Raw genomic sequence first — 23555 nt, forward strand, 5'->3', positions numbered from 1 at the left:
GCGCACGAGCCGTGCAAGCCGATGCCAGCCGCAGGCCAAACGGTCCACGTAAGCCGACTTTTCGTCGAGTGATCACGGTGCGGCTTAGAAGTAAGTCCTGCCCCGCCGCCGGATCAGATATCCGGCGTCACGGGAGAAGAGCAGTAGTGGCATGGGCTGCGAGACTCTCAGCAGGCGATTGTGGGGTCGAAGACCAGGTCGGCCGGGTGGGTGCTCCTCCATCGACGGAAACAGCTGGAACCTTGTTTTCCGGTCCGTCCGTTATCTCTGTAGAGAAGGGGGGTCCCCAGTGGACATCATCGTGAAGGGCCGCCGGACCGAGGTGAACGACCGTTTCAAGCGGCACCTCGACACCAAACTCGCCAGGATCGAGAAGCTCGACTCGAAGATCATCCGTATCGACGTGGAGGTCACCGAGGAGCGCAATCCCCGGCAGGCGGACCAGCGGGAGAGGGTGGAGCTGACGCTCCACTCGAAGGGCCCGGTCATCCGGGCCGAAGCCGCGGCCGATGACCGCTATGGAGCGCTGGACCTGGCGCTCGACAAGCTCGACGCCCGGCTGCGCAAGACCGCCGACCGGCGGAAGGTGCACACGGGCCGAGGACACGGGAACGGGCACGGCAACGGTCACGGCAGGAACGCCGCGATCGACGTCCTGCCCGAGGTTCCCCCCACCCCCGTCGCGGTGGCCGTCAAGGAGGCGGCCGACGAGGAGCAGGGCTACGAGCCCGCTCCCGATTTCGACGAGCACCTGGTGCCGATCGCCATGGACGGCGACGGGCCCGTGGTCGTCCGCGAGAAGGTGCACAAGGCCGCTCCGATGGACACCGAGCAGGCTCTGTACGAGATGGAGCTTGTCGGACACGACTTCTTCCTGTTCTGTGACAAGGAGAGCGGCAAGCCCAGCGTCGTCTACCGGCGGCGCGGCTGGGACTACGGGATCATCCGTCTCATCGAGGAGTGATCTGACGTAAGCGTCCCGTCACCGCTCCCGTCATGCCATGATCTAGGCGTTCCCACAAAGGGGAGGAACGAGTGAGCGCATCAGCGCCCAGCCCACGCGAGCCACGTGAGTCTCGTACCGAACCGATCCGGGTCCTGATCGTGGACGACCACGCCCTGTTCCGCCGGGGACTGCAGATGGTCCTCTCCCAGGAACGGGACATCCAGGTGGTCGGCGAGGGCGGTGACGGCCATGAGGCGGTCACCAAGGCGGCGGAACTGCTGCCGGACGTGCTCCTGATGGACATCCGGATGCCGCGCCGCAGCGGCATCGAGGCGTGCGCGGCCATCAAGGAGGCCGTGCCCACCACGAAGATCGTCATGTTGACGATCTCCGACGAGGAAGAGGACCTGTTCGAGGCCCTCAAGGCGGGAGCCTCCGGCTACCTGCTCAAGGAGATCGCGATCGACGAGGTCCCGCAGTCGGTGCGGGCGGTCCACGGCGGGCAGTCACTGATCAGCCCGTCGATGGCCTCGAAGCTCATCAACGAGTTCACCTCGCTGGCCAAGCGTTCGGAAGAGAAGCAGCAGCAGGTGCCGGCGCCCCGGCTGACCGACCGGGAGATGGAGGTCCTCCGGCTGGTCGCCCGCGGGCTCGGCAACCGGGAGATCGCCAAGGAGCTGTTCATCTCGGAGAACACGGTGAAGAACCACATCCGCAACATCCTCGAGAAGCTTCAGCTCCACTCGCGGATGGAAGCGGTGGTCTACGCCGTCCGGGAGAAGCTCCTGGAGATCACCTAGACGTCAGGCCGCGGTGGGGGCCAGGTCGGGGACGTCAGGCGCGTCCCCCCTGTCCCCCGCCGCGATCGCCTTGCGGCCGAAGTACCAGACATAGGCGAGGAAGAAGATCTCGGCGACCACGCCGATGCCGATCCGCAGCCAGGTCGTGTGCACGTAGCCCGTCACGAAGCCCTCGATCGCGCCCGAGACCAGGAGCACGCCGATCAGGCCCAGGACGATGCTCATGGCGGCGCGTCCCTCCTCGGCGAGCGCCTGGCCGCGCGGCCTGCGGCCGGGGTCGATGACCGTCCAGCCGAGTTTGAGCCCCATCCCGCACGCCACGTAGACGGCGGTGAGCTCGAGCATTCCGTGCGGCAGGATCAGCCCGAAGAACAGCTCGGTCTTGCCGTGCGCGGCGAGCAGCCCGCCGTTGATCGCGATGACCTTCTGGTTCATGTACAGCATGTACAGGGTCGGGGCGCCGAGCAGGATGCCGGAGGTCAGGCCGAGCGCCGCCACCCAGACGTTGTTGACCCACACCTGGAAGGCGAACGCGCCGGCGTCGTGCTCGGTGTAGTAGTTCGCGAAGTCGTGGTCGACGAGCTGCTGGATCTGGTGCGGGGTGCCGATACTGGCCTGCACCTCGGGGTTGTTGACGATCCAGATCGCGAAGACCAGCGAGAACAGGTTGCCGATGACGGCGCAGCCGATCCACCAGAACCTCGTCCGGTAGACCGTCCCGGGGAACGAGACCGTGACGATGCGGAACAGGTCGCGCCAGAGCGGCGCGTTCGCCCCGCCGACGGCCGCGCGGGCCCGGGAGACGAGCGACGAGAGGCGTCCGATGAGGGCGGGGTCGGGCGAGGCCGAGCGGACCACCGAGAGATGCGTCGCGGCGCGCTGGTACAGCTCGACGAGCTCGTCCGCCTCCGTGCCGGTCAGCTTCCCGCCACGGTTGATCAGATACTCGAGCCGGAGCCATTCCGCGTTGTGCGCGGCCACGTACGCGTCGACGTCCACAGCCGAGAATCTACCGGTTCGCTCCAACCGGCATACTGGGCCTCATGACGGTTCCCGGCGACCTGGTCACAGGTGAAGCGGTCGCGCTCGACATCCGGCCCGCCCGGCTCGCGAGCCGGGCCAGCGCGCTGGCGATCGACCTGCTCATCATGGCCTCGCTGTCGGCGATGCTGGGGCAGCTGGTGCAGATCATCGCGCTGTACGCCGACGAGGCGGTCGTGGCCGGGGTCGCGATCCTGGTGACGGTGGCGGTGTTCGTCGGATATCCGGCCACGATGGAGACCCTGACGCGCGGGCGCACCGTCGGGAAGATGGCGATGGGCACCCGCACGGTCTCGGTCGACGGCGGGCCCGTCCTGTTCCGGCAGGCGCTGATGCGCGCGCTGGCCGGGGTGGTGGAGTTCCTGATGTTCACCGGGGCCCCCGCGCTGCTGTGCTCGCTGTTCAACCGGCAGGGCAGGCGGCTCGGCGACCTGTTCGCCGGAACCCTGGTGATCCAGGACCGCACGCCCTCCCTGGCCTCCTACAGCCCGGTCGCGCAGATGCCGATGCACCTGGTGCCGTGGGCGCAGTCGCTGGAGCTGTCGCGGATCACCGACGACCTCGCGCTGAGCGGGCGCCAGTACCTGCAGCGGTTCTGGGAGCTGCTCCCCGAGGTCCGTGACGAGCTGGGCTGGGAGCTGATGCGGAGCTTCGGCCCGCTGCTGACGCCGCCGCCTCCGCCCGGCGCCCGTCCGGAGGTCGTCATCTCGGCGGTGCTCGCCGAGCGGCGCCGCCGCGAGTCGGTGCGGCTGTCGGCCCAGCGCCACCGGCGGGAGGAGCATCTGCGCCGGATCGGGCAGCACGTGCCGGCCGACCCGCCGCCGCCCCCGGTCTTCCAGCAGCGCGGGCCCGCGTTCCAGGCGGGTCTGCTGCCTCCGCCGCAGTTCTACGGGCCGCCTCCTGCGGGTTCCGCGCCTTACGGACGTTAGGTCTTTACAGGGCCTCGGCGACCGGCCAATAATCCGAAGATCTTTCATCTTCTTCGGAGGTTCCGGTATGCGCTCCTGGCGGCGGTTCGGTCTGGTCGCGGCCCTCACCGGTGCGCTCGTCGTGCCGGGGCAGGCCGCGCGGGCCCTCGAAGGACGCTCCTGGATCACCGACGACCAGGGCAGGGCCCTGATCCTGCACGGGCTGAACACCGCGAGCTCGGCGAAGAGCGCCTCCGGGCTGCCGTGGATCGGGCCGGACGACGTGGCCCTGGAACGGCGCCTGCTGGGGACGGACTCGGTCCGGTACCTGATCCAGTGGAAGAACGTCGAGCCGTCGCCGGGCGTCTACGACGAGGAGTACCTCGACGCCGTCGCCGTCCGGCTGCGCTGGTACCGCGACCAGGGCATGCACGTGATCCTCGACATGCACCAGGACATCTACGGCCCGGCAGCCTGCGCGGGCGCGGGCAACGGCGCCCCCTCCTGGGCGACCTTCACCGACGGGCTGGCCTGCGCCCCGCAGAGCCCCTGGGTGCTGACCTACCTCCAACCCGCCGTGCTGCGCGCCTACGACCACTTCTGGAACACCACCGGACGGCACCCGGAACTCGGCGAGCGGTACGCCGCGATGTGGCGGCACGTCGCGGACAGGTTCCGGGACGAGCCCGCCGTGCTCGGCTACGACCTGATGAACGAGCCGTTCGGCGGGACGCGCCAGTTCGGGTTCTTCGAGGGCCCGATCCTCACCCCGTTCCACCAGCGGATCATCGACGCGATCAGGACCGTCGACGCGGCGAACTGGATCTTCGTGGAGCCGCAGTCGCTGGGCGTCAACCAGGGCGCCGAGAGTTCGCTCGGCGCTCTGGACGGCGACCGGATCGTGCTCGCCCCGCACTTCTACCCCGGCGCGGTCGATCTCGGCGGCAGCTACAGCGGGCTGACGAAGCTGCTGGTCCAGGGTGAGTTCGCGTTCTGGAAGCACAACATGACCAAGCTGGCCGCCACGCTCGGGAGACCGCTGTGGATCGGCGAGATCGGCGCGATGGACATGAGCGTCCCCGGCGGGCCCGCCTACACCACCGACTGGCTGAAGATGACCGAGGACCTGATGATCGGCTACGCCTACTGGTCGCACGAGGGCGGGACCGGGCCCGACACCTCGATCAACCCGATCCTGAACGGCGGCCTCACCCAGGTCGGGCGGATCATGGCCCGCCCGCGCCCGCGGGCCGTCGCCGGGGTGCCGACCGCGATCAAGGCGGCTCCCGGCTCGCTGACCGTCTCCTGGACCGCCTCGGACGCGACCGGCCCCACCGACATCTGGTTCCCCGGCACCACGGCGCCGAAGGTCGTCGCGACCGACCCCTACACCTGGGATCCGGCCACCCGGACGCTGCTCGTCTGGCCGGGCCCCGGCCGGGACCACACCGTCACCGTCACCTGAGCCGGACGGGTCAGCGGACCTGGCCGGAGTTCTTGGAGACCCTGAGACGGACGGCGTCCACGGCCTCGAAGTCCGATCCCCTGACGCCGCCCAGGGCGCGGAGGGCGTCGTTGTTCCAGCGCTTGTCCTGGGTGCCGCTGAGGTACCAGGCCGACCCGATGTCGGCGATGATCGCGCCGTGGACCTGGAGGGCGCGCAGGATGGGGCGGACCGAGCGGGGGAACTTCGCCAGGTTCACCGAGGACTTGAGGCGGAGCCACGTGCCGAGCGGGGGCAGGGACGCCGACGTCGCGCCGCCGACCCTGTGGCGGGCGGGCCAGACGTAGGTGTTCCGGACCCGGGGGACCGTGAGGCGCAGGACGTGGTCGATGCTCCCGCGCTTGGTCTCGTCGTACTTGACGAGGGGCGCGGCGATCGACAGGCCCGCGGCGTCGGCGGAGGTCCAGCCGGCGGGGCGGAGCCGGTTCGAACGCAGATTGAAGATCGCGCCGGAGCCCGCGCGCCAGGTCCCCCCGGCCTTGGGGTAGGCGGCGAACAGCTCGTACAGGACGCACGCGGCCGGGTCGACGGCCAGGACGTGCCGGTCTCCGGCGGCGCCGCGGCCGCCCTCGACCTTGGCGTTCTTCGGGATCGCGTAGGGACCCTCGTCGCTCTCGGAACGGTAGGTGAAGGAGACCTTGACCTTCGGCGTGCCGGGCGCGACCTTCGTGATCGGGATGCCGAACGGGCGTCCCTCCCAGGTGCCGGAGCCGAAGTCGGCCTTGAGCCGTCCCGTGGATCCGATCGAGCGGACGAACGCGGCACTGCGCGGATGGCGGGGGAGCTTGCGGACGTCGGCGTGGTAGAAGCCGTTCGCCGGGAACCACGTGCACTTCGCCGCGCGGGCCTGCGCCGCCGGACGCGCGGTCCCGGCCGTGCCGCACCCGCTCACCACCAGCGCCACGAGCGCCACGGCCGCCGTTCTCTTCACTCCGCCTCCAGAAGGGGGACCACGGGACGAACCGGGAGGATTCTAGAACGCCGCGGAGGCGCCCGGGAACAGATCGTTCAGCAGGGCGAGAGAGGCCGTGTAGGGAGACTCGTAGAAGCCGAAGGCGGTCCTCCTGCGGCCGTCGTCGATCAGGTAGCGGCCGCAGCCGTAGGCGTGGAGCGCCACGGTCGTTTCCTTCCCGGCGATGAAGGTGATCAGGCCGTCGGGGACGGTGCCGCACCGGGCGGCCCGGCGCCCGGAGACCGGCTCGGCACCGCGCAGAAGCGTGGCCATCGCGACGGCCGCCCTTCCGGTCAGGCGCACCGAGTGCTTGATGATCACCTGGTCGCCGCCGCGGGCGGCGGTGTAGGCGCAGATCAGCACGGAGTCCGGCCGGGCGGGGACGGGACGGCGGGTGGGGCCGTGGGCGGCGAGGCGGCTCGCGAAGCAGCCCGCCGCGTCGACGTCGACGAGGCGCAGCGTGTCGAGGATCCGGGTGACGGTCGCCGGGTCACCGGCCCGGACCGTGGCCACGATCCGGCGCGAGGCGATCCGGACATAACCGGCGTACATCCCGTCGGGGAGGCGGCTCTCCATCCGCTCGCCGGGCAGGCCCAGGACGGTCACCGGCTCGGCCTTGAAGGTGGTGTATCCGGCGGCGGGACCGAGATGGGTCCTGCCGATGGACGACAGGTAGACCGCGGGACGGCCGGGCTCCTCATCGAAGTACTCGTGGTCGCCCGCCTCGATGAAAAGCCTCTTCTTCGCCCAGGCACCGGGCACGGCGATCTCCGCGCCGCCGGTTCCGGCGTAGACCCAGGTGACCGGCACCGGTTCGGGCGTCCGGACCTGCGTCGGCACGGGTCCCGGAACGACCGGATCGTCCGTGGTCCGCAGCATCGCATAGGCCGCCAGGGGCACCGCGACCAGCACCGCGACGGCCGCCGCCCACCGTCCGAGGCGGCGCGGCGCGGTCCTGCCCGCGACGGCGGGGAGCTCCTCGGGCGCCCCGGCCAGGATCGCCGCGACCCGGCCACGACCGATGCCGGTCATCGCGGCGATCTCCTCGGGCGGCGCCTGGTCGTGGCGGTGCAGGACGAGCACCGCACGCTCCTCGGCCTCGCGCCGTCCGGCGAGGAAGGCGGTGACGATCAGCCGTCGGGCGCTGCGCTCGGGATCCCCGGCCTCGGCCTTCTTCCACCGCCGGCCGATCTTCGCCAGCGCGTCCTCGGCGAGCTCGGCCGCCCAGACGGGATCGCCGCACAGCTCCAGTGCGAGCCTCCGCAGCGCCGCCCCCCTGGCCGCCGCGAAGCCCTCGAACGATTCCCCCATAAGGGAGGAACGTAGCCGACCGGGCACACAGCGGAGAAGGGCCGCACGGCCCGCCGGCCGATCACCGAGAGGTAGCCCGGACCGAGCGGTCCGGTGATCGCCTCCCCCTCCGGCTCCACAGACCCCGAGCCTGACATCGAGCCGTGGCGCGCCCTCGACACCGCAGGAAGCCCCCTGGAACGGCTCGAAGAGCTCGTCGGGCAGAAAGAACTCGCCCCCGTCGAACGTCTCGGCGTGCCATTCCCCGGGCACGTCCCGGTCAGGCCGGTCCAGCACTCAGAGTCCGGAATCGATCAGAGATTGGGCGGGGATTCCAGTGAGGCCAGCTCGATGCCCTCGGCCGCGAGGACGACGTCCCCCGCGAGATGGAACTCCTCCTGCTCGGCCGTCTCCAGGTCGGTCACGGCCCACTGCTGGACGGGCAGCCCTCCGAGCTCGGTCGCGTGCTCCTCGACCGAGACGAGCGTCCACCGCTGCCTGACGGTCCGCGCGGCCAGGGATCCCCCCTCGAACGCGACGAGAGGCACGTCCCGGAACTCCCCCGCCTCCAGCCCGAGCGACCGTGCCACGGCGACCAGGAAACACGGCGACTCCCCGAGGAACCCGAGCGCCTCCGCCGAGTGCTCGACCCCGTCCCGCACCCAGAGCAGCTCCCGCCCGAGCGCCCCACCTCTGATCACCCGCTCCCCCGCTCCCAGCTGCAGCCGCGCCGGCCGCCACCGCGAGTCGACCGCCAGATCGACGCCCTCGGCGACATAACGCCACCCGGCGGGCCCCGGGGCACACTGAAAGCGCTCCTCACGACCGGACTTCAGATGGACATAGGCTCCACGCGGCATGCAAGGAGACTACGGCCGGCCCCGTCTCCCCCGGTGCCCAGCCCAGCAGGCTCGGGTCATGGCCCCGCCGATCCGGGCGACGGACCCTCAGTCGCCTCTCCTGGCCGAAGAGCAGTACAACGAGCTGCCCGACCACGTCCGGCGGTCGATCGAGGTGATCGACGGGCATGTCGTCTTCCTGCGCTTCGGCTTCGCCGAGCCCGACGCTCCCTGAGATCGTCAGGAGCCTGAGCGCCAGGAGGAGAGGTAGTCCTCCTGGTCGGGGGTGAGGGTGTCGAGGGTGATCGACATGGAGGCGAGCTTGAGGCGGGCGACCTCGGAGTCGATGGATTCGGGGACCTGGTGGACGCCCGGGGGGAGGGTGGGGGCGGCGGTCGCGAGCCATTCGCAGGTGAGGGCCTGGTCGGCGAAGGACATGTCCATGACGGCGGCGGGGTGGCCCTCGGCGGCGGAGAGGTTGACCAGACGGCCCTCCGCGAGGAGGACGAGGCGGCGGCCGTCGGCCAGGACGTACTCGTCGGCCTGGGCGCGGACGCGCAGGACGTCGACCGCGAGGGACTGGAGGGCGCGGACGTCGATCTCGACGTCGAAGTGGCCGGAGTTGGCGAGGATCGCGCCGTCCTTCATGACGGTGAGATGCTCGGCGCGGATGACGTCGCGGTTGCCCGTCACGGTGATGAACACGTCGCCGTGGCCGGCGGCCTGGGCCATCGGCTCGACGCGGTAACCCTGCATGAGGGCGTCGAGGGCCTTGACCGGGTCGATCTCGGTGACGACGACGCGCGCGCCGAGCCCGCGGGCTCGCTCGGCCAGGCCGCGGCCGCAGTACCCGAAGCCCGCGATCACGACGGTCTTGCCCGCGATGAGGATGTTGGTGGCCCGGACGATGCCGTCGAGGGTCGACTGGCCGGTCCCGTACCGGTTGTCGAACATGTGCTTGGTGGCGGTGTCGTTGACCGCGACGACCGGGAAGCGCAGCGCGCCCTCGCGGGCCATCTGGTGCAGCCGGATGACGCCCGTGGTCGTCCCCTCGCAGCCGCCGGTGACGCCCTCGAGCAGGTCGGCGCGCTCGGTGTGCAGGATGTTGACCAGGTCGCAGCCGTCGTCGACGACCAGGTGCGGCGCCAGGTCCAGCGCCTGGTGGATGTGCCGGTAGTAGGTGTCCATGTCGACGCCCGCCCGGGCGAAGACCGCGATGCCGTCGGCCACCAGCGCGGCGGCCGTGTCGTCCTGGGTGGACAGCGGGTTCGACGACGCCACCGCCACCTCCGCTCCCCCGGCCTTCAGGGTGAGGAGCAGGTTGGCGGTCTCGGTCGTGACGTGCATGCACGCGGCGATCCGCAGCCCCGCGAGGGGCTTCTCGTCGCGGAAGCGGGACCGGATCCGGCGGAGGACGGGCATCGACCGGTCGGCCCAGTCGATGCGCCGGACCCCGGCCTCAGCGAGGCCGGGGTCCGTGATGTCAGACATATGCGCCGAGGCCTAGTACCGGTAGTGGTCCGGCTTGTACGGGCCCTCGACGTTGACGCCGATGTACTCGGCCTGCGCCTTGGTGAGCGTGGTGAGCTTGACGCCCAGCGCGTCCAGGTGGAGGCGGGCGACCTTCTCGTCCAGGTGCTTGGGCAGCACGTAGACGCCGACCGGGTACTCCTCGGTCTTGGTGAACAGCTCGATCTGCGCGATCACCTGGTTGGTGAAGGAGTTCGACATGACGAACGACGGGTGGCCGGTGGCGCAGCCCAGGTTCATCAGGCGGCCCTCGGCGAGCACGATGATCTGCTTGCCGTCCGGGAAGACCCAGGTGTGGACCTGCGGCTTGACCTCGGTCTTCTCGGCGACCTTCGCCAGGCCGGCCATGTCGATCTCGTTGTCGAAGTGGCCGATGTTGGAGACGATCGCGTTGTGCTTCATCTTCGCCATGTGGTCGGCGGTGATGATGTTGAAGTTGCCGGTCGTCGTCACGAAGATGTCGACGATCGAGACGACCTCGTCCAGGGTGGTGACCTGGTAGCCGTCCATGGCGGCCTGGAGGGCGCAGATCGGGTCGACCTCGGAGACGATGACGCGCGCGCCCTGACCCTTGAGGGCGTCGGCGCAGCCCTTGCCGACGTCGCCGTAGCCCGCGACGAAGGCGACCTTGCCGCCGATCAGGACGTCGGTGGCGCGGTTGAGGCCGTCCAGGACGGAGTGGCGGCAGCCGTACTTGTTGTCGAACTTCGACTTGGTGACCGAGTCGTTGACGTTGATCGCCGGGAAGGCGAGCTGACCGGCCTTGTGCATCTCGTAGAGGCGGTGCACGCCGGTGGTGGTCTCCTCGGTGACGCCCTTGATCGAGGCGGCGGCCTCGGTCCAGCGGCCCGGCGTCTCGCCGATGGTCCGCTTGAGGGTGTCGATGATGATGTGCCACTCCTCCGGGTCCTCGTCGGTCGCGGAGGGGACGGCGCCGGCCTTCTCGTACTCGGCGCCCTTGTGGACGAGCAGCGTGGCGTCGCCGCCGTCGTCGAGGATCATGTTCGGCGGGGTGCCGTCGGGCCAGCGGAGCGCCTGGTCGGTGCACCACCAGTACTCCTCCAGGGTCTCGCCCTTCCAGGCGAAGACCGGGACACCGGCCGGGGCGTCGACGGTGCCGTTGGGGCCGACCGCGATGGCGGCGGCGGCATGGTCCTGGGTGGAGAAGATGTTGCAGGAGACCCAGCGGACCTCCGCGCCCAGCTCGACCAGCGTCTCGATGAGGACCGCGGTCTGGATGGTCATGTGCAGCGAGCCCATGATCTTGGCCCCGCGCAGCGGCTTGGAAGCCGCGTACTCCTTGCGAACGGACATCAGACCGGGCATCTCGTGCTCGGCGAGCTTGATCTCCCTGCGACCGAAGTCAGCGAGCGAAAGGTCGGCGACCTTGAAATCCATGAAGTGACTCCTCTGTAGCGACGCCCCGAGTTTAGGCGCGGCCACCCCCCTGAGGCACGCTGGAACGGCCGAATCTGACATAGAATTGTCAGAATGAGGATCACGGAGGCCGCGCAGCACCTGGGAACGTCACCTCGAATGCTGCGATACCGGGAGAAACTAGGACTTCTCCCTCCCCGGTTCTCCGGCGTCCACCGCCAGTACAGCGATCTCGATCTCCGTGCCGTCGCCCTCGGGCTCTCCCTCGAACAGCGCTACGACATCGGCCCGTCGGAGCTGGCGTTCGCCCTCCGGGTCCTCGCCGAGCCCGAGACCCGCCTCCGCATCCAGGATCTCGGCGAGCGGATCGGACGGCTCACCGCCCAGCCGGCGCGGGCGCTGGACTTCGAACAGCAGAAGGCACTACGACTTCTCCGGAGGAACCCCCCGTACGGAGGCAGAAAGTGAGCTGGAGACCCGGTCCCTGGACCTACGGTGCCGTGGGATTCGCCCTCGGCGGCGGCATGCTGTTCACCGCCGTCACCACGGCGACCGGGCCGGTGCGGTGCCATGGCCGTCCGCTGGCCGAGAACGAGATCTGCCACCGGGTCGACGTCGGCACGCGCCGCTACAGGGACCTCGGCTATGCCGCCAAGAAGGAGCGCGACCACCGCAAGGTCCTCTGGCTGACCCCGCTCGGCGCGCTGTTCGTCGTCGGCGGCGGCCTGTCGATCGGCTTCCGGCGGCGCTTCGGGGAGTCCCTCAAGGGCGTCGACGAGCAGCGCGAGCGCATCCGCTACGGCGAGACCCTGGCGGAGATGAAGCGCCGCCAGGGCTTCTGAGCACCGTCGGCCGGGCTCAGGGGAGCCTGAGGCGGTGCGGGTTCTCCAGGGCCCTGAAGCGCAGGGAGTAGATGTAGAGGCCGATGTCCTCGGGGGCCACGTCACCGGCCGGGCGGCGGGCGGTCACGCGCAGGAGGTAGCCCGCCCCGACCGGCAGGTAGCGGTCGGCGCCGTCGGAGAGCAGCGGACGGGAGCCGCCGACCGGGCCGACGACCTCGGTCCTGCTCCTGATCGAGCAGATCTTCGGGTCGAGCCGGCCCTGGACCTGGCAGGGCTGGCCGTCCTTCTCGGCCTCGGGGATGAACAGCTCGACGACCTCCTCGACGGGGGCCTTCTTGGAGTCCACGTTCGTCAGCACGTATTCGGCGAAGATCCTGCCGTCCTCGAGCGTCCCGGCCTGGACGGCCGCGAACCGGTAGTCGAAGCCGCTCGCACTGCGCAGCGGCAGCGCCGGGCCCATCGCCTTGACGCTCACCGGGGCGGCCGGCTCGCCCGCGAGCGGTGTGGTCACCGGGTTCCCGTGCGTCGCCTGCGCCGCGGGGACCCGCCGCTCCCGGTCGTCACCGTCCGGACCACCGGTCCGCGCGAGCAGCGCGGCAACGGCCAGAACGCCCAGCAGCCCCGCCCCGGCCGCCAGCGGAACGCGCCGGTCCGCGAGCAGGACGGGCAGGGCCGACAGGACGGGCAGAGCGGACAGACCGGGCAGGCGTCGGCGCGGGACGGAGTTGCGCGGCGAGCTGCCGCCGGTGATCAGGGTGAAGAGGATCTCCTCGGCGCTGGGCCTGGCCGCGGGACTGCGGCGCAGGCAGCGCTTGGCCAGATCGCGCAGGCGGCCCTCCAGCCGTCCCAGGTCGGGTTCCTCGCCCAGGATCCGGCCCATCACGACCGAGATCGAGTCGTCCCCGAACGGCGGCCGGCCGTTCGCCGCGTAGACCAGGGTCGCCGCCCAGGCCCAGACGTCGACGGCCGTCCCGACCACGACCGCCTCGAGCTGCTCGGGCGCCATGAAGACCGGGGTGCCGACCGCGGTGCTGGAGTGGGAGGCCTCGGGATCGAGGACCTGGGCGATGCCGAAGTCCACGACCCGCGGGCCCTCGGTGCTGAGCAGGACGTTGCTCGGCTTGAAGTCGCGGTGGACGATCCCCGCCTTGTGGATCGCCACGAGCGCGGTCGCGGTGCCGATGGCCAGCCGGTCCAGCTCGCCGCCGGACAGCGGGCCCTCCGCCTGGACGCGCCGCTTCAGCGACACCCCGTCGATGAACTCGCTGACGATGTAGGGCAGCTCGCCGTCGACGTCGGCGTCGATGATCCGGGCGGTGCAGAACGGGTCGATCTGGCGGGCGGCCCGCAGCTCACGGGCGAAGTCCCGGCGGGCGCGCTCGTTCCCGGTGAACCTGTGGTGCAGGACCTTGACGGCCACCCGCTCCCCGTAGGGCCCGACCCCGGCGTAGACGATCCCCTGGCCGCCCTCCCCCAGCACTCCGGTCAGCCCGAACCCGCCCACCCAGGACGGGTCGCCGGGTCCCAGCGGTTCGATCACGGGCATGGCCCGTCCCCCCAGCCGCGTCGATTCTCAGGAAAGCGATTCGCCCGGCACGACCAGGCCCGACTCGTAGGCCAGCATGACGGCCTGGGCCCGGTCCCGCAGGCCGAGCTTGGTGAACACCCGCGCCACATGGGTCTTGACCGTGTGCTCGCTGACCACGAGCCGGGCGGCGATCTCGGCGTTGGACAGGCCGCCCGCCATCAGCACCAGGACCTCGTTCTCGCGGGCCGTCAGGGAGCCGAGCGCGGGCGGGGCCTGCGGGCGGGAGCGCCGCTGCTTGGCGAACTCCCGCACCAGCCGGCCCGTGACCTGGGGGGCCAGCAGCGCGTCCCCGCGGGCGACGACCCGGACCGCCGACACGAGCTCCTCGGCGGTGGCGTCCTTGAGCAGGAATCCGCTCGCGCCGACGGCCAGGGCGTCGTAGACGTACTCGTCGATGTCGAAGGTCGTCAGGACCAGGACGCGCAGCGCCTCCATCCCGGGCTGCGCGAGGATCCTGCGGGTGGCCTCGATGCCGTCCATCCCGGGCATCCGGATGTCCATGACGACCACATCCGGCCGCTGGGCCATCGCGAGCTGGACCGCCTCGCGGCCGTCACCCGCCTCACCGACCACGGTGATGTCGGCCTGAGCCCCCAGCAGTGCCGCGAACCCCGCACGGACGATCGTCTGATCGTCCGCGATCACCACCTTGATCACTGTGAGCCCCCTTCGAGAAGGCGATTGTCCCAGAATCGGCCCTCCGGGATAGGGCTCTCACCCGGATCTTCCCTTTCAGGTACGGAACGGGAGCTCAGCCGCGATCATGAAGCCGCCGTCCTCGGACGGGCCCGCGTGGAAGCGCCCGCCGAGCATCGCGGCCCGCTCCTGCATACCGATCAGCCCGTGACCGCCCTGCGGATCACCCGGCGCCGCCTCGCCCGGTCCCTGCTGGGCGTGCCCGCCGGTGCCGCCGGGCGGCGGGGGCGCGGCCTGCGGGTCGACGGCCGGGAAGCCGTCGATGCGGGTCTGGGCGGTCATCGCGCGCCGGTCGATGACCCGGGTCATGACATGGGCCGGGTCGTTCTTCACCCGGACGGCCAGCCGATCGGGGTGGTAGACGAGCTCGACCTGGACCGGGGCGCCGGGCGCGTGCCTGCGGACGTTGGTCAGCGCCTCCTGGACGATCCGGAACGCCGACAGCTCGAGAGTGGCCGAGAGGGGATGTTCCTCTCCCCTGATGGAGAGGCCGGCATTGCCACCGGTGCCGCGGTGCTGGTCGATCAGCTCGGGGAGGCGGTCGAGGCGCGGCTGGGGAGTGATCTCGGCGCCGTCGCGGGCGTCCGAGCGCAGGACCCCGAGCAGGCGCCGCATCTCGACCAGGGCCTCGCGGGCGGTCTTGGCGATCTCGGCGTAGCCGTCCCTGGCCTCGGCCGACAGCTCGCGCATCGTGTACGGGGCGGTCTCGGCCTGGACGGCGATCATCGAGACCGAGTGGGCGACCACGTCGTGGAGCTCCCTGGCGATCCTGGCCCGCTCCCGCATGACGGCCTGCTCCTTCTGCGCCATGTCCAGCCGGACCAGGGTCTCGGTGTTCTGCTCCCGCGCCTCGGCCTCGGTCGCCGCGACGACCCGCCGGGCGTCCCCGAGGCCGATGGCGGCGATCACCGCGAGCACCGACGCGGGCCACGGCACGGAGTCGAGGCCCGTCCCGGCCAGGTAGACCACCCCGACCACGGCCAGGCTGCTGCACGCCATCACCCCGGTGGAGTGCCGGGGAAGCTGCTGGGCCAGCAGATAGAGCGCGCACAGCGCCGCGATCATGATCGTCACGAGGAACGCCTGGCCGGACAGCAGCGAGCCGCACGCCGCCCCCAGGACGATCGCCGCGACCGGCTTCAGGACCTCACGCCGCCACACCAGCGGCAGGGTCGCCGCGATCGCGAAGCCCGCCGGGACGCTGAACAGCGTGTCGTGATTGGTGCCGACCTCCCAGATCGCGGCGAGCGTCAGGGCGAGGCCGGTGACCGGGGCGTAGATCCACGAGGCGGTGAACCGGCGCCACGCCCCCAGCCAGCGGGGCATCGGCGCGGTCGTGTCCAGCGGGGCGATCATCGTGCCGTAGGGCCCGGCGACGGGAGCGCCCTGCCGCGACGGCCCGTACAGCCGCCGGAGGATCTTGTCCTGGACGGGCTTCAGCAGCCTGCCGACCCCCTCCAGCACCCAGAGCAGCAGCTGGCCGACCCCGGCGACACCGCGTCCGGACAGCCTCCACAGATGTTCCGCCGCCCCTGTGCCCAGGTTCTTCTCACTGCTCACCGTTCCATCCTGCCCTCCGGACCCTGAGGTCGGCCTCACCTCACAGGGCGATACCCACCCGTGATGTACGACTTGCGGATGAGGTTGATTCCCTCCTCCAGCGGGACGTCAAGGCCCCGGTCAGGGCCGTAGTGTTCTACCTGTGACCAGGGCGGTGGCACCCCCGGGGTCGGGGGTCCCGGCGGTGCCACCGCCGGTCACACGAGGACTGGAGATGGGGGTCTCCTGAAAGCCCTCCGCCCGGCAGATGAGGGGATCTGCCCGGCGGAGGGCTTTCGCTTCTTTGCCCAGCCTTGACCGCGACCGGGCGCATGATCCGGCGGCCCTTTGGTTGGCTCGGTCCCATGTGGGTTCTGGGGATGATCGCAACACTTCTGGTGGCTCCCGGCGGCGACTGGCGGGAGCCGGACACCGGCGTTCCCGGCGAGCTCACCGAGATCACCTCCCCCGGTTACGGCACGGCCTACGCGCTCGGCACGAGCGCCGCGAAACCGCTGCTGCTGACCTGGGCCGGGCACCAGTGGAAGCGCGCCGCCCCGCCCCTTCCGGAGAACGCGCTGCTGACCGGGGTCTCGGCCGCCGCCCCCGACGACGCCGACGTCACCGGGTTCTCCGGCCAGACGCCCCTCGCCCTGCACTGGGACGGCGCGTCCTGGACCCCGCGCCCGTTCGCCGAGCCGCTCCCGGGCTTCCCCCGCGCGATCGACGCCGGATGGATCGTGGGCAGCACGTCCGGCTTCGCCGGAACCCAGGCCGCGGCCTGGCGCCGCACCGGCGGCACCTGGACTCCGGTCACCGTTCCCGGCGGCCCCGGCAGCGGCCTCGTCGCGATCGACGGCGGCAACGCCGTCGGGACGCGCCTCGACCACGCGCTGATCGTCCGCTGGGACGGCACGCGCTGGATCGAGGAGACCCCGGATCTGGGCCCGGACGCCGAGCTCACCGATGTCGCGGGCGACTACGCCGTCGGCACCCGGCGCAAGGCGCCCCTGGTACTGCACCGCGAGAACGGAACCTGGAAGCCCGTCACCGCCCCCAAGACCCTGTCCGCCGGGCTGACCTCGGTCGCCCCCGACGGGTCCGGCGGCATCTGGGCGGCGGGCCGCGCCGGATTCCACCACTACGACGGCACGGCCTGGACCCTCTCGCCGGAGCGCGGGACGGTCCGCGCCCTGGCCCTCACCCGCGGCACCTCGTTCCTGTGGGCCGCGGGCGGCAAGGACGGCAGGGCCGTCACCTGGACGACCGCGCCGCGTCCCCGTTAGAGGCTCTTGACGGCCTCGGTGTCGCGCTTGGGCTCGTCGAGGGCGGGCTCGAGGTAGATCAGCCGGGCGACCGGGAAGAGCTCGCGGACCCTGGCCTCGGCGGCGTCGATGCCCTTGGCCACGTCGGCGGCGGTGTCGTCGTGGTTGACCGCGATCTTCGCCGCGACCAGCAGCTCCTCGGGGCCGACGTACTCGGTCCTGATGTGGATCACGTGGTCGACCTGCTCGACCGACTCCAGCGACTCGACGATCCGGCGCTCCATCTCGGGGTCGGCGCCCTCCCCGAGCAGCAGGCTCTTGGTCTCGACGGCCAGGACCACAGCGATGACGCCGAGCAGGAGGCCGATGGAGATCGTGCCGATGCCGTCCCAGACGCCGTCACCGGTGGCCACCGCGAGGCTGACGCCGACCAGCGCGAGCACGAGGCCGACCAGCGCGCCCAGGTCCTCCAGCAGGACGACCGGCAGCTCGGGGGCCTTGGACCTGCGGATGAACTGCACCCACGACAGCTCGCCGCGCAGCCGGTTCGACTCGACGATCGCCGTCCGGAACGAGAAGCTCTCCAGCACGATCGCGATGATCAGCACGCCGAACGCCCATCCGGCGGACTTCACGGGCTCGGGATGCTGCACCTTGTGGATGCCCTCGTACAGGGCGAACATCGAGCCGACCGTGAACAGCACGAGGGCGACGATGAAGGCGTAGAAGAACCGCTCCCGCCCGTACCCGAACGGATGCTGCGGAGTCCTGGCGCGTTCCGACCGCTTCTTGCCGAGCAGCAGGAGCCCCTGGTTGCCGGAGTCGGCGACCGAGTGGATCCCCTCCGCCAGCATCGACGACGATCCCGTGAAGGCGAACGCCACGAACTTCGACACCGCGATCCCCAGGTTGGCCGCGAGGGCCGCGACGATCGCCTTGGTTCCGCCTTCTGCTGACATCTATGCGGTCCTCGCCTTGAATTCCGAGACGGCGGCCACGGGGGTCGGGTCGATCCCCAGCGACAGCGCCAGATAAACGGACACATAATCGCACACCGTGATCAGCGAGGCGACGCGCTCCAGCGGATGGGTTCCCTCCGCCTTGAACTCCGTGACCGCGAGTGATCGCGCCCTGGCCACCTCCCCGACCGCCGGACGCCGTTCCCCCGTGTCCTCGAAAATCACCACATGGAGCGCGGTCTCCGGATCGTCGCCGCGGTCGCGGAAGAAGTCGTCGGCGTCCTGCGCGGGCGGAGTGGCGTCGAGCGCGCCCAGCCGCGGCACGGCCGAGGCCCGCTTGGCGTTGTCGGCGAGCTGCTCGGTGAACCGGCGGGCGGCGGCCCACGTCAGCGGGCCCGTCCCCCAGGCCATCGGCAGCGCGTCCTTCAGCTCCAGCGCGATCTGCTTGGCCGGGTTCACGAACGGCTCGCTGGACGGCCGCAGCCGGTGGGCCAGGTCCTCCAGCAGCGCCGCCGTCGACTCGAGGGTCTCGTCGGAGAGCTGGAGCAGGCCGAGACCGCGCACGACCAGCAGCACCGGCACGAGCCTGGCCCACAGCTCGGTCCTGGCGGGACCGGTGTTCGGCACGGGCAGGTGCAGGGACCGGCTCTGGATCGCGAACTGCGACAGCCGGCCGTCGGGGAGCCCGACCGTCACGACCGACATCCCGCGCCGCAGCGCCTGGTCGGCGAGGGCGAGCGAGTCCTCGCCGACGGCGAACAGCAGGTCGGTGGCGCCGATCCAGCCGGGGAGCGGGCCCTCCGGCGGGCTGATGACCGGGATCGGGCAGCCGATCCCGCACACCGCCGCGACGATGTCGCCCACGAGGCCGTCCCCGGCGATCACGATCGAGCGGGGCCGCTGGGCGTGCTCGAGCGCCACGTCGATCCCGGCCTCGGCCGCCAGTCGCTGGGCCTGGCGGATCTGGGCCGCGCCCCCGGCGAGCCGCCGGAGCATCCCCGCCGGATCGGCGGCCTCGAGCGCGTCAACGTCTTCCAACGCCGACGTCATGCCTGAGGGGCCCGCGCTTCGTCGACCAGCAGGACCGGGATTCCGTCGCGGACGGGATAGACGTAACCGCACTCGCCCTTGCAGGTGAGCTCGTCCTCTCCCTCGAGGGCCCCCTTGCAGTTCGGGCAGGCCAGGATCTCCATCAGCCAGGAATCGAGCTTCACTTCATCCTCCTCTGACGATCGCGAGGACCTCGTCGCGCAGGGCGGCCATGGTCGTCGCGTCGGTGGCCTCAGCGTTGAGGCGCAGTAGCGGTTCGGTGTTGGAGGCGCGCAGGTTGAACCACCAGCCGGGGTGGCTGCCCGCTCCGGAAAACGTGAAAGTCGTGCCGTCGAGCTCGTCGATGCTGACGCCGTCGCGCCCGGCGAAGACCGCGCGGACCCGGGCGACGGCGGCCTCCTGGTCGGCGACCTCGCTGTTGATCTCGCCGGAGGCCGCGTAGCGGTCGTAGGACTTCAGCAGGGCGCTCAGGGTGCCGTCCTGCTCGCCGAGCGCCGCGAGGACGTGCAGGGCGGCCAGCATGCCGGAGTCGGCGAACCAGAAGTCGCGGAAGTAGAAGTGGGCGGAGTGCTCTCCGCCGAAGACCGCGCCGGTGTCGGCCATGGTCTTCTTGATGAAGGAGTGCCCGACCCTGGTGCGGATCGGCGTGCCGCCGTTCTCCCTGATGACCTCGGGGACGGCCAGCGACGTGATCAGGTTGTGGACGATGTTCGCGCCGGGGTGCTTGGCCAGCTCCCGCTCCGCGACGAGCGCGGTGATCGCCGACGGGGAGACGATCTCGCCCCGCTCGTCGACGGCGAAGCAGCGGTCGGCGTCGCCGTCGAAGGCCAGGCCCAGGTCGGCACCGTGCTCCAGGACGGCCTTCTGCAGGTCGCGGAGGTTCTCCGGCTCGATCGGGTTGGCCTCGTGGTGGGGGAAGGTGCCGTCCAGCTCGAAGTAGAGCGGCACCACGGTCAGCGGCAGCCCCGCGAGGACCGCGGGGACGGTGTGGCCGCCCATGCCGTTGCCCGCGTCGACGACGACCTTCAGCGGGCGGATCCCGCCGAGGTCGACGAGCCCGTTGAGGTGGTCGGCGTAGCCCTGGAGCAGGTCCCGCGACCGGACCGAGCCCCGCGGCCCGTCGAAGCCGGGGACGCCCGCGATCACGAGGTCGCGGATGTCGCGCAGGCCGGTGTCCTGGCCGATCGGCCGGGCGCCCGCGGTGCACATCTTCATGCCGTTGTACCGGGCGGGGTTGTGACTGGCCGTGAACATGACGCCGGGCAGGTCGAGCACGCCGCTGGCGTAGTAGAGCAGGTCGGTGGAGCCGAGCCCGGCCTCGATGACGTCGGCGCCCTGGGCGGTGGCTCCGCGGGCGAACGCGGCCGCGAGGGGGACGCTGGAGGCGCGCATGTCATGGGCGGTGACGATCTCGGTGGCGCCGGTGACCCGGACGAAGGCGGCCCCGGCGGCCTCCGCCGTGGCCTCGTCGAACTCCTCGGGCACGACGCCCCGTACGTCGTACGCCTTGAAGATCTTTGCCGGGTTCCCCACTCGGCTGCCCCTCTGGTAGTTCGAATTGCCTAGTGGCTGTCTAGTGCGCTTCGAGCCTACCGGTGCGGGCCGGGCCGACCGTTACGAGGTTGTTTCGGCCCGCCGCGGGTTCATCCGGCCTTCACTGGCGCGGCTGGTCGGAGCGGAGCACCCGGAGATGACCGCGCCGGCCGACCTCCTTGCCGTGGCCGACGGGCTCGCCGCGGGGGCCCGCGGGTCTGGCGGCCTCACGGACGGCGTCCGCGAGGGCCTCCAGGTCGTCGGAGGAGGGCTGTTCGGGGACCTCTTCGGCGGGCAGGCGCAACAGCTCCCACCCCATGGGGGCGGTCAAGCGGTCGGCGTGTTCCGCGCACAGGTCATAGCAGTGCGGCTCGACGTACGCGGCCAGCGGACCCAGGACCGCGGTGGAGTCACGGTAGACGTACGTGAGCGTGAACACTGCGGACGCCTTGCAGGCGGTGCGGGAGCAGATGCGGACGGGGCTCACAGGGGCTGAACGTACGCCTTTCCGGGCCCCTCCGCCACTATCCGAGTGATCGTGTCTCGCGTATCCCCCCAATATGGCCGATCTTCCCTCCCCGGACGCGGGTTCCGGGCCTCGTGAAGGTCGGTAATCTGTTCTGGTGAGCCGAGCCAAGCGACGCGACCGGCACGGCCGCGGGCTGCGCGGCCCCCTGGCGCCACCCGAGATCCCGATCTCCCTCACCCGTTCGGAGAAGTTCGACGATCTGGTGCGCGACGAGGTCCAGCGGATCGTCGCGCCCTGGACCGAGGAGCTGGCCGGGGTCGAGTTCGCCGTCGAGGACGTCCCCGAGGTGCCCGCGGACGAGACCAGGGTCCCGCTGAGCGCCCTCAGGCACGTCGACGGGAACCCCCGGGTGATCATCTATCGGCGGCCGGTCGAGGCCAGGTCCACCGGCACGCCGGAGAAGACCGACCGCGAGCTGTCCCGGCTGATCCACGACCTGGTCGTCGACGAGCTGGCCGGGCTGCTCAACCTGCCGCCCGAGACCATAGACCCCGAGGACTAGGGGCTGTTTCAAAGTCGGCGCCCGTGGCGAGCGGCGTCCAGGTGCGTGCCTCGCGGGGGCGGAGGAGGGAGTCGACCTGGTTGGGTCGGCGACCGACGACAACCTCGCGAGGTGCGCACCTGGACGCCGCGCAGTAGGGCAGTTGACTTTGAAACAGCCCCTAGACGGCGAAGTCAGCGGAACGAGGGCAGCGGGAACGGCCGTTCAGCGGACGATCGCGGTCAGGGAGTCGGCGACCGGCGGGAGCCGGTAGGCCAGCGGGGTCGGGGTCAGGGGCTGGACGGTCACGAACCGCTCCTTGCCCTTCTTGCCGCCCTTGATCGTGATGACCCTGGCGCCGTAGACGGTGCCGGAGACGGGCTCCACGATCAGGCCGTCGGAGTCCTGGGGGATCTCCAGGGTGCGGCCCCCCTGGACGTCGAACTCGCGGGGCTCGCCCCGGCCGGTCTTCGTCAGCGGGGTGACCCTGACCTTCGCGGGGCCCGTGGTGGCCGTCAGAAGCAGCGAGGAGCCCTCGCGGGCGTCCGCGAGGGTGGCGGCCCCGGTCAGGGGTTCCGCGCCCGCTCCGAGGCTCACATCGTCGCCGCCGGACTGGAATCCGGCCACGATCGGCCGGTCCGAGGTCAGGATCAGCGCCGCGGGCTTGCCGACCAGAGCGTCCTCGAGGTCGAGGGGGGTGACGGTCTGGGCGGGGGCGTCCAGGACGTCCTGGCCCTCGGGGACGAAGGTGCCGCTGGCCGTCACGGCCTGGACCTTGACCCGGGCGTCGTTCTCGCCGGGGACGTCCACGTAGAGGGTGCGGCGGCCGCTGCCGCCCGGCACCCCGGGCAGGACCACGGTCGTCGCGGGCGCGACGGACTCGGGAGCCCAGTCGAAGCCCTTGTCACCCAGGTCGGCCTTGACGCCCGCCACCACCCGGCCGCTCGTGGAGCTGACCTTGATCCCCAGCATGTGGGAGTCGGCGGCGAGGAGGCCGAGGCCGTCGGCGCTGCGGCCCATGCTGACGATCCGGGTGCTGTGCGGCTCGACCTGGAGGGCGCGGCCGTCGGGCGTGTCGAGGGAGCCGGTGTCGGAGACCGCGATGACGTCGACCGAGGCCTCCCGGTCGTCGATGTTGGTCAGATAGAGATCGATCTTGCCGTCGCCCGCGCCCGGCGTCATGAACCAGTGCTCGGTGGCGGGCGCGCCGCAGCGCATCCCGCCGATGCCGTTCTTGCCGCGGACGGTCACGTCGGCGGCGAGCCCGACGGCGGCCCCGCCGGTGGACCGCACGACGACCCCGCCCTTCTTCACGCCGTCGGCGCTCCAGACGCCGCCGGCGCCGACCTTGCCGAGCGCGCCGCCGTTCAGCGCGCCGACCTGGCTCTCGCCCGCGCCGGTGCCCGCCGACACCACGCCGACGCGGCCGCCGCCGCTCTCCGGGCAGGCCAGCAGCCCCGCGTCGACCGGGGCGGTGCCACCGGCGGGCGTCCGGGCCGGGTCCGGGCGGGAGATCTCCGCTATCCCGTAGATCGCGAGCGCGGCGACCAGGACGATCACCCCGGCCCCGTACCGGTGCCCGGCCACGCGCATCGCGGTGGCGACGGCCGGATGGGCGGTGATCCCGCGTCCGTCGCGGCGGCGGCGCGGCTCGGGCACGAACGGCTCGTCCGGCAGGTCCTGCGGGCCGGACTGCTCGGGACCGGACTCATCGAGGTGGCGAGGGGCGGGCTCCGGCGCCCTGCGGCGCGGGGCGGGCCGGGGTTCGGGCTCCTGCGGCTCCTGGCGCCTGCGGCGCGGGGCGGACGGCGGGGCCTGCTCCTGGGCGTGCCTGCGCTGGACCGGCTCCGGCTCCGGGGGCTGCGCGGGGGGCCGTTCGGCGGGGG

At 71.4% G+C, this 23555-nt stretch carries 24 protein-coding genes; 9 read left to right on the top strand and 15 right to left on the bottom strand.

Going from position 1 to position 23555, the window contains the following annotated elements; genetic code table 11:
- The first annotated feature begins 289 nt into the window (after positions 1-289).
- Positions 290-964, top strand: a complete 675-nt coding sequence (hpf, locus tag ABD785_RS38150) for a ribosome hibernation-promoting factor, HPF/YfiA family (RefSeq protein ID WP_344838815.1) — start codon at positions 290-292, stop codon at positions 962-964.
- A gap of 71 nt (positions 965-1035) precedes the next feature.
- Positions 1036-1746 (top strand): response regulator, encoded by a 711-nt coding sequence (locus tag ABD785_RS38155; RefSeq protein WP_344838818.1) that lies wholly within the window; start codon positions 1036-1038, stop codon positions 1744-1746.
- 3 nt (positions 1747-1749) lie between these two features.
- Here ABD785_RS38155 and ABD785_RS38160 read toward each other — a convergent pair whose 3' ends face one another.
- The gene (locus ABD785_RS38160) at positions 1750-2745 is read right to left on the bottom strand and encodes a stage II sporulation protein M (RefSeq protein WP_344838821.1); all 996 of its coding nucleotides are present in this window, start codon (positions 2743-2745) and stop codon (positions 1750-1752) included.
- Between the two features lie 44 nt (positions 2746-2789).
- On the opposite strand from ABD785_RS38160, the gene ABD785_RS38165 reads away from it, so the two are divergent.
- Both ABD785_RS38165 and ABD785_RS38170 read left to right on the top strand, forming a co-directional pair.
- Positions 2790-3716: an RDD family protein gene (locus tag ABD785_RS38165; protein WP_344838824.1), complete on the top strand. Its 927-nt coding sequence runs from the start codon at positions 2790-2792 to the stop codon at positions 3714-3716.
- 67 nt (positions 3717-3783) lie between these two features.
- Positions 3784-5160, top strand: a complete 1377-nt coding sequence (locus tag ABD785_RS38170) for a cellulase family glycosylhydrolase (protein ID WP_344838827.1) — start codon at positions 3784-3786, stop codon at positions 5158-5160.
- Positions 5161-5170: 10 nt separating this feature from the next.
- On the opposite strand, the gene ABD785_RS38175 is transcribed toward ABD785_RS38170, so the two are convergent.
- The 3 genes from ABD785_RS38175 to ABD785_RS38185 form a co-directional block, all read right to left on the bottom strand.
- Positions 5171-6130: a hypothetical protein gene (locus tag ABD785_RS38175; RefSeq protein WP_344838829.1), complete on the bottom strand. Its 960-nt coding sequence runs from the start codon at positions 6128-6130 to the stop codon at positions 5171-5173.
- Between the two features lie 42 nt (positions 6131-6172).
- On the bottom strand, positions 6173-7462 hold the full coding sequence (locus tag ABD785_RS38180; RefSeq protein WP_344838832.1) for a hypothetical protein: 1290 nt from the start codon (positions 7460-7462) through the stop codon (positions 6173-6175).
- A gap of 293 nt (positions 7463-7755) precedes the next feature.
- Entirely contained in the window at positions 7756-8301 is a 546-nt protein-coding gene (locus tag ABD785_RS38185; RefSeq protein WP_344838833.1) for a hypothetical protein, read from the bottom strand.
- Positions 8302-8359: 58 nt separating this feature from the next.
- On the opposite strand from ABD785_RS38185, the gene ABD785_RS38190 reads away from it, so the two are divergent.
- Entirely contained in the window at positions 8360-8515 is a 156-nt protein-coding gene (locus ABD785_RS38190) for a hypothetical protein (protein WP_344838836.1), read from the top strand.
- A gap of 5 nt (positions 8516-8520) precedes the next feature.
- Here the strand turns inward: ABD785_RS38190 and ahcY (ABD785_RS38195) are convergent, their stop codons facing one another.
- Positions 8521-9771, bottom strand: a complete 1251-nt coding sequence (ahcY, locus tag ABD785_RS38195) for an adenosylhomocysteinase (protein WP_344838838.1) — start codon at positions 9769-9771, stop codon at positions 8521-8523.
- Positions 9772-9783: 12 nt separating this feature from the next.
- Positions 9784-11208: an adenosylhomocysteinase gene (gene ahcY, locus ABD785_RS38200; RefSeq protein WP_344838840.1), complete on the bottom strand. Its 1425-nt coding sequence runs from the start codon at positions 11206-11208 to the stop codon at positions 9784-9786.
- A 93-nt stretch (positions 11209-11301) separates the two neighbouring features.
- On the opposite strand from ahcY (ABD785_RS38200), the gene ABD785_RS38205 reads away from it, so the two are divergent.
- The gene (locus tag ABD785_RS38205) at positions 11302-11655 is read left to right on the top strand and encodes a MerR family transcriptional regulator (protein WP_344838842.1); all 354 of its coding nucleotides are present in this window, start codon (positions 11302-11304) and stop codon (positions 11653-11655) included.
- Positions 11652-12029 (top strand): hypothetical protein, encoded by a 378-nt coding sequence (locus ABD785_RS38210; protein ID WP_344838845.1) that lies wholly within the window; start codon positions 11652-11654, stop codon positions 12027-12029. Before ABD785_RS38205 ends, ABD785_RS38210 begins: the two co-directional genes overlap by 4 nt.
- 16 nt (positions 12030-12045) lie before the next feature.
- On the opposite strand, the gene ABD785_RS38215 is transcribed toward ABD785_RS38210, so the two are convergent.
- From ABD785_RS38215 to ABD785_RS38225, 3 genes are all read right to left on the bottom strand, one after another.
- Complete coding sequence (locus ABD785_RS38215) at positions 12046-13575, bottom strand: serine/threonine-protein kinase (RefSeq protein ID WP_344838848.1); 1530 nt, start codon at positions 13573-13575, stop codon at positions 12046-12048.
- Between the two features lie 27 nt (positions 13576-13602).
- Positions 13603-14274 (bottom strand): response regulator, encoded by a 672-nt coding sequence (locus ABD785_RS38220; RefSeq protein ID WP_344838851.1) that lies wholly within the window; start codon positions 14272-14274, stop codon positions 13603-13605.
- Between the two features lie 75 nt (positions 14275-14349).
- Positions 14350-15873 (bottom strand): sensor histidine kinase, encoded by a 1524-nt coding sequence (locus ABD785_RS38225; RefSeq protein WP_344838854.1) that lies wholly within the window; start codon positions 15871-15873, stop codon positions 14350-14352.
- 359 nt (positions 15874-16232) lie between these two features.
- Here ABD785_RS38225 and ABD785_RS38230 point away from each other — a divergent pair, with 359 nt between their 5' ends.
- A complete protein-coding gene (locus ABD785_RS38230; protein WP_344838857.1) occupies positions 16233-17138 on the top strand; it encodes a hypothetical protein in 906 nt (301 codons plus the stop codon).
- Here the strand turns inward: ABD785_RS38230 and ABD785_RS38235 are convergent.
- The 5 genes from ABD785_RS38235 to ABD785_RS38255 all read right to left on the bottom strand — a co-directional run bounded on the left by ABD785_RS38235 (position 17135) and on the right by ABD785_RS38255 (position 21146).
- Positions 17135-18076, bottom strand: coding sequence for a cation diffusion facilitator family transporter (locus ABD785_RS38235; protein ID WP_344838860.1), 942 nt, complete (start codon positions 18074-18076; stop codon positions 17135-17137). The genes ABD785_RS38230 and ABD785_RS38235 overlap by 4 nt on opposite strands.
- The gene (locus ABD785_RS38240; RefSeq protein ID WP_344838863.1) at positions 18077-19114 is read right to left on the bottom strand and encodes an SIS domain-containing protein; all 1038 of its coding nucleotides are present in this window, start codon (positions 19112-19114) and stop codon (positions 18077-18079) included.
- Between the two features lie 8 nt (positions 19115-19122).
- On the bottom strand, positions 19123-19269 hold the full coding sequence (locus ABD785_RS38245) for a Trm112 family protein (RefSeq protein ID WP_425547867.1): 147 nt from the start codon (positions 19267-19269) through the stop codon (positions 19123-19125).
- A 22-nt stretch (positions 19270-19291) separates the two neighbouring features.
- Positions 19292-20659: a phosphomannomutase/phosphoglucomutase gene (locus ABD785_RS38250; RefSeq protein ID WP_344838868.1), complete on the bottom strand. Its 1368-nt coding sequence runs from the start codon at positions 20657-20659 to the stop codon at positions 19292-19294.
- Positions 20660-20780: 121 nt separating this feature from the next.
- Entirely contained in the window at positions 20781-21146 is a 366-nt protein-coding gene (locus ABD785_RS38255; protein ID WP_344838871.1) for a DUF3499 domain-containing protein, read from the bottom strand.
- A gap of 136 nt (positions 21147-21282) precedes the next feature.
- Here ABD785_RS38255 and ABD785_RS38260 point away from each other — a divergent pair, with 136 nt between their 5' ends.
- Positions 21283-21690, top strand: a complete 408-nt coding sequence (locus ABD785_RS38260) for a metallopeptidase family protein (protein ID WP_344838874.1) — start codon at positions 21283-21285, stop codon at positions 21688-21690.
- Positions 21691-21894: 204 nt separating this feature from the next.
- Here ABD785_RS38260 and ABD785_RS38265 read toward each other — a convergent pair.
- Positions 21895-23555, bottom strand: a 1661-nt coding sequence (locus tag ABD785_RS38265) for a DUF5719 family protein (protein ID WP_344838877.1), incomplete at its 5' end; no start/stop codon positions are given.

It is taken from the genome of Actinocorallia longicatena (assembly GCF_039534125.1).
In the GTDB taxonomy this organism is placed as follows: Bacteria; Actinomycetota; Actinomycetes; order Streptosporangiales; family Streptosporangiaceae; genus Actinocorallia; species Actinocorallia longicatena.

Coding starts and splice junctions, on each gene's coding strand:
- ABD785_RS38165 (WP_344838824.1), top strand. CDS start 2,790: ATGACGGTTCCCGGCGACCTGGTCACAGGTGAAGCGGTCGCGCTCGAC.
- ABD785_RS38170 (WP_344838827.1), top strand. CDS start 3,784: ATGCGCTCCTGGCGGCGGTTCGGTCTGGTCGCGGCCCTCACCGGTGCG.
- ABD785_RS38180 (WP_344838832.1), bottom strand. CDS start 7,462: ATGGGGGAATCGTTCGAGGGCTTCGCGGCGGCCAGGGGGGCGGCGCTG.
- ABD785_RS38185 (WP_344838833.1), bottom strand. CDS start 8,301: ATGCCGCGTGGAGCCTATGTCCATCTGAAGTCCGGTCGTGAGGAGCGC.
- ABD785_RS38190 (WP_344838836.1), top strand. CDS start 8,360: ATGGCCCCGCCGATCCGGGCGACGGACCCTCAGTCGCCTCTCCTGGCC.
- ahcY (WP_344838838.1), bottom strand. CDS start 9,771: ATGTCTGACATCACGGACCCCGGCCTCGCTGAGGCCGGGGTCCGGCGC.
- ahcY (WP_344838840.1), bottom strand. CDS start 11,208: ATGGATTTCAAGGTCGCCGACCTTTCGCTCGCTGACTTCGGTCGCAGG.
- ABD785_RS38205 (WP_344838842.1), top strand. CDS start 11,302: ATGAGGATCACGGAGGCCGCGCAGCACCTGGGAACGTCACCTCGAATG.
- ABD785_RS38215 (WP_344838848.1), bottom strand. CDS start 13,575: ATGCCCGTGATCGAACCGCTGGGACCCGGCGACCCGTCCTGGGTGGGC.
- ABD785_RS38230 (WP_344838857.1), top strand. CDS start 16,233: ATGATCGCAACACTTCTGGTGGCTCCCGGCGGCGACTGGCGGGAGCCG.
- ABD785_RS38235 (WP_344838860.1), bottom strand. CDS start 18,076: ATGTCAGCAGAAGGCGGAACCAAGGCGATCGTCGCGGCCCTCGCGGCC.
- ABD785_RS38245 (WP_425547867.1), bottom strand. CDS start 19,269: ATGGAGATCCTGGCCTGCCCGAACTGCAAGGGGGCCCTCGAGGGAGAG.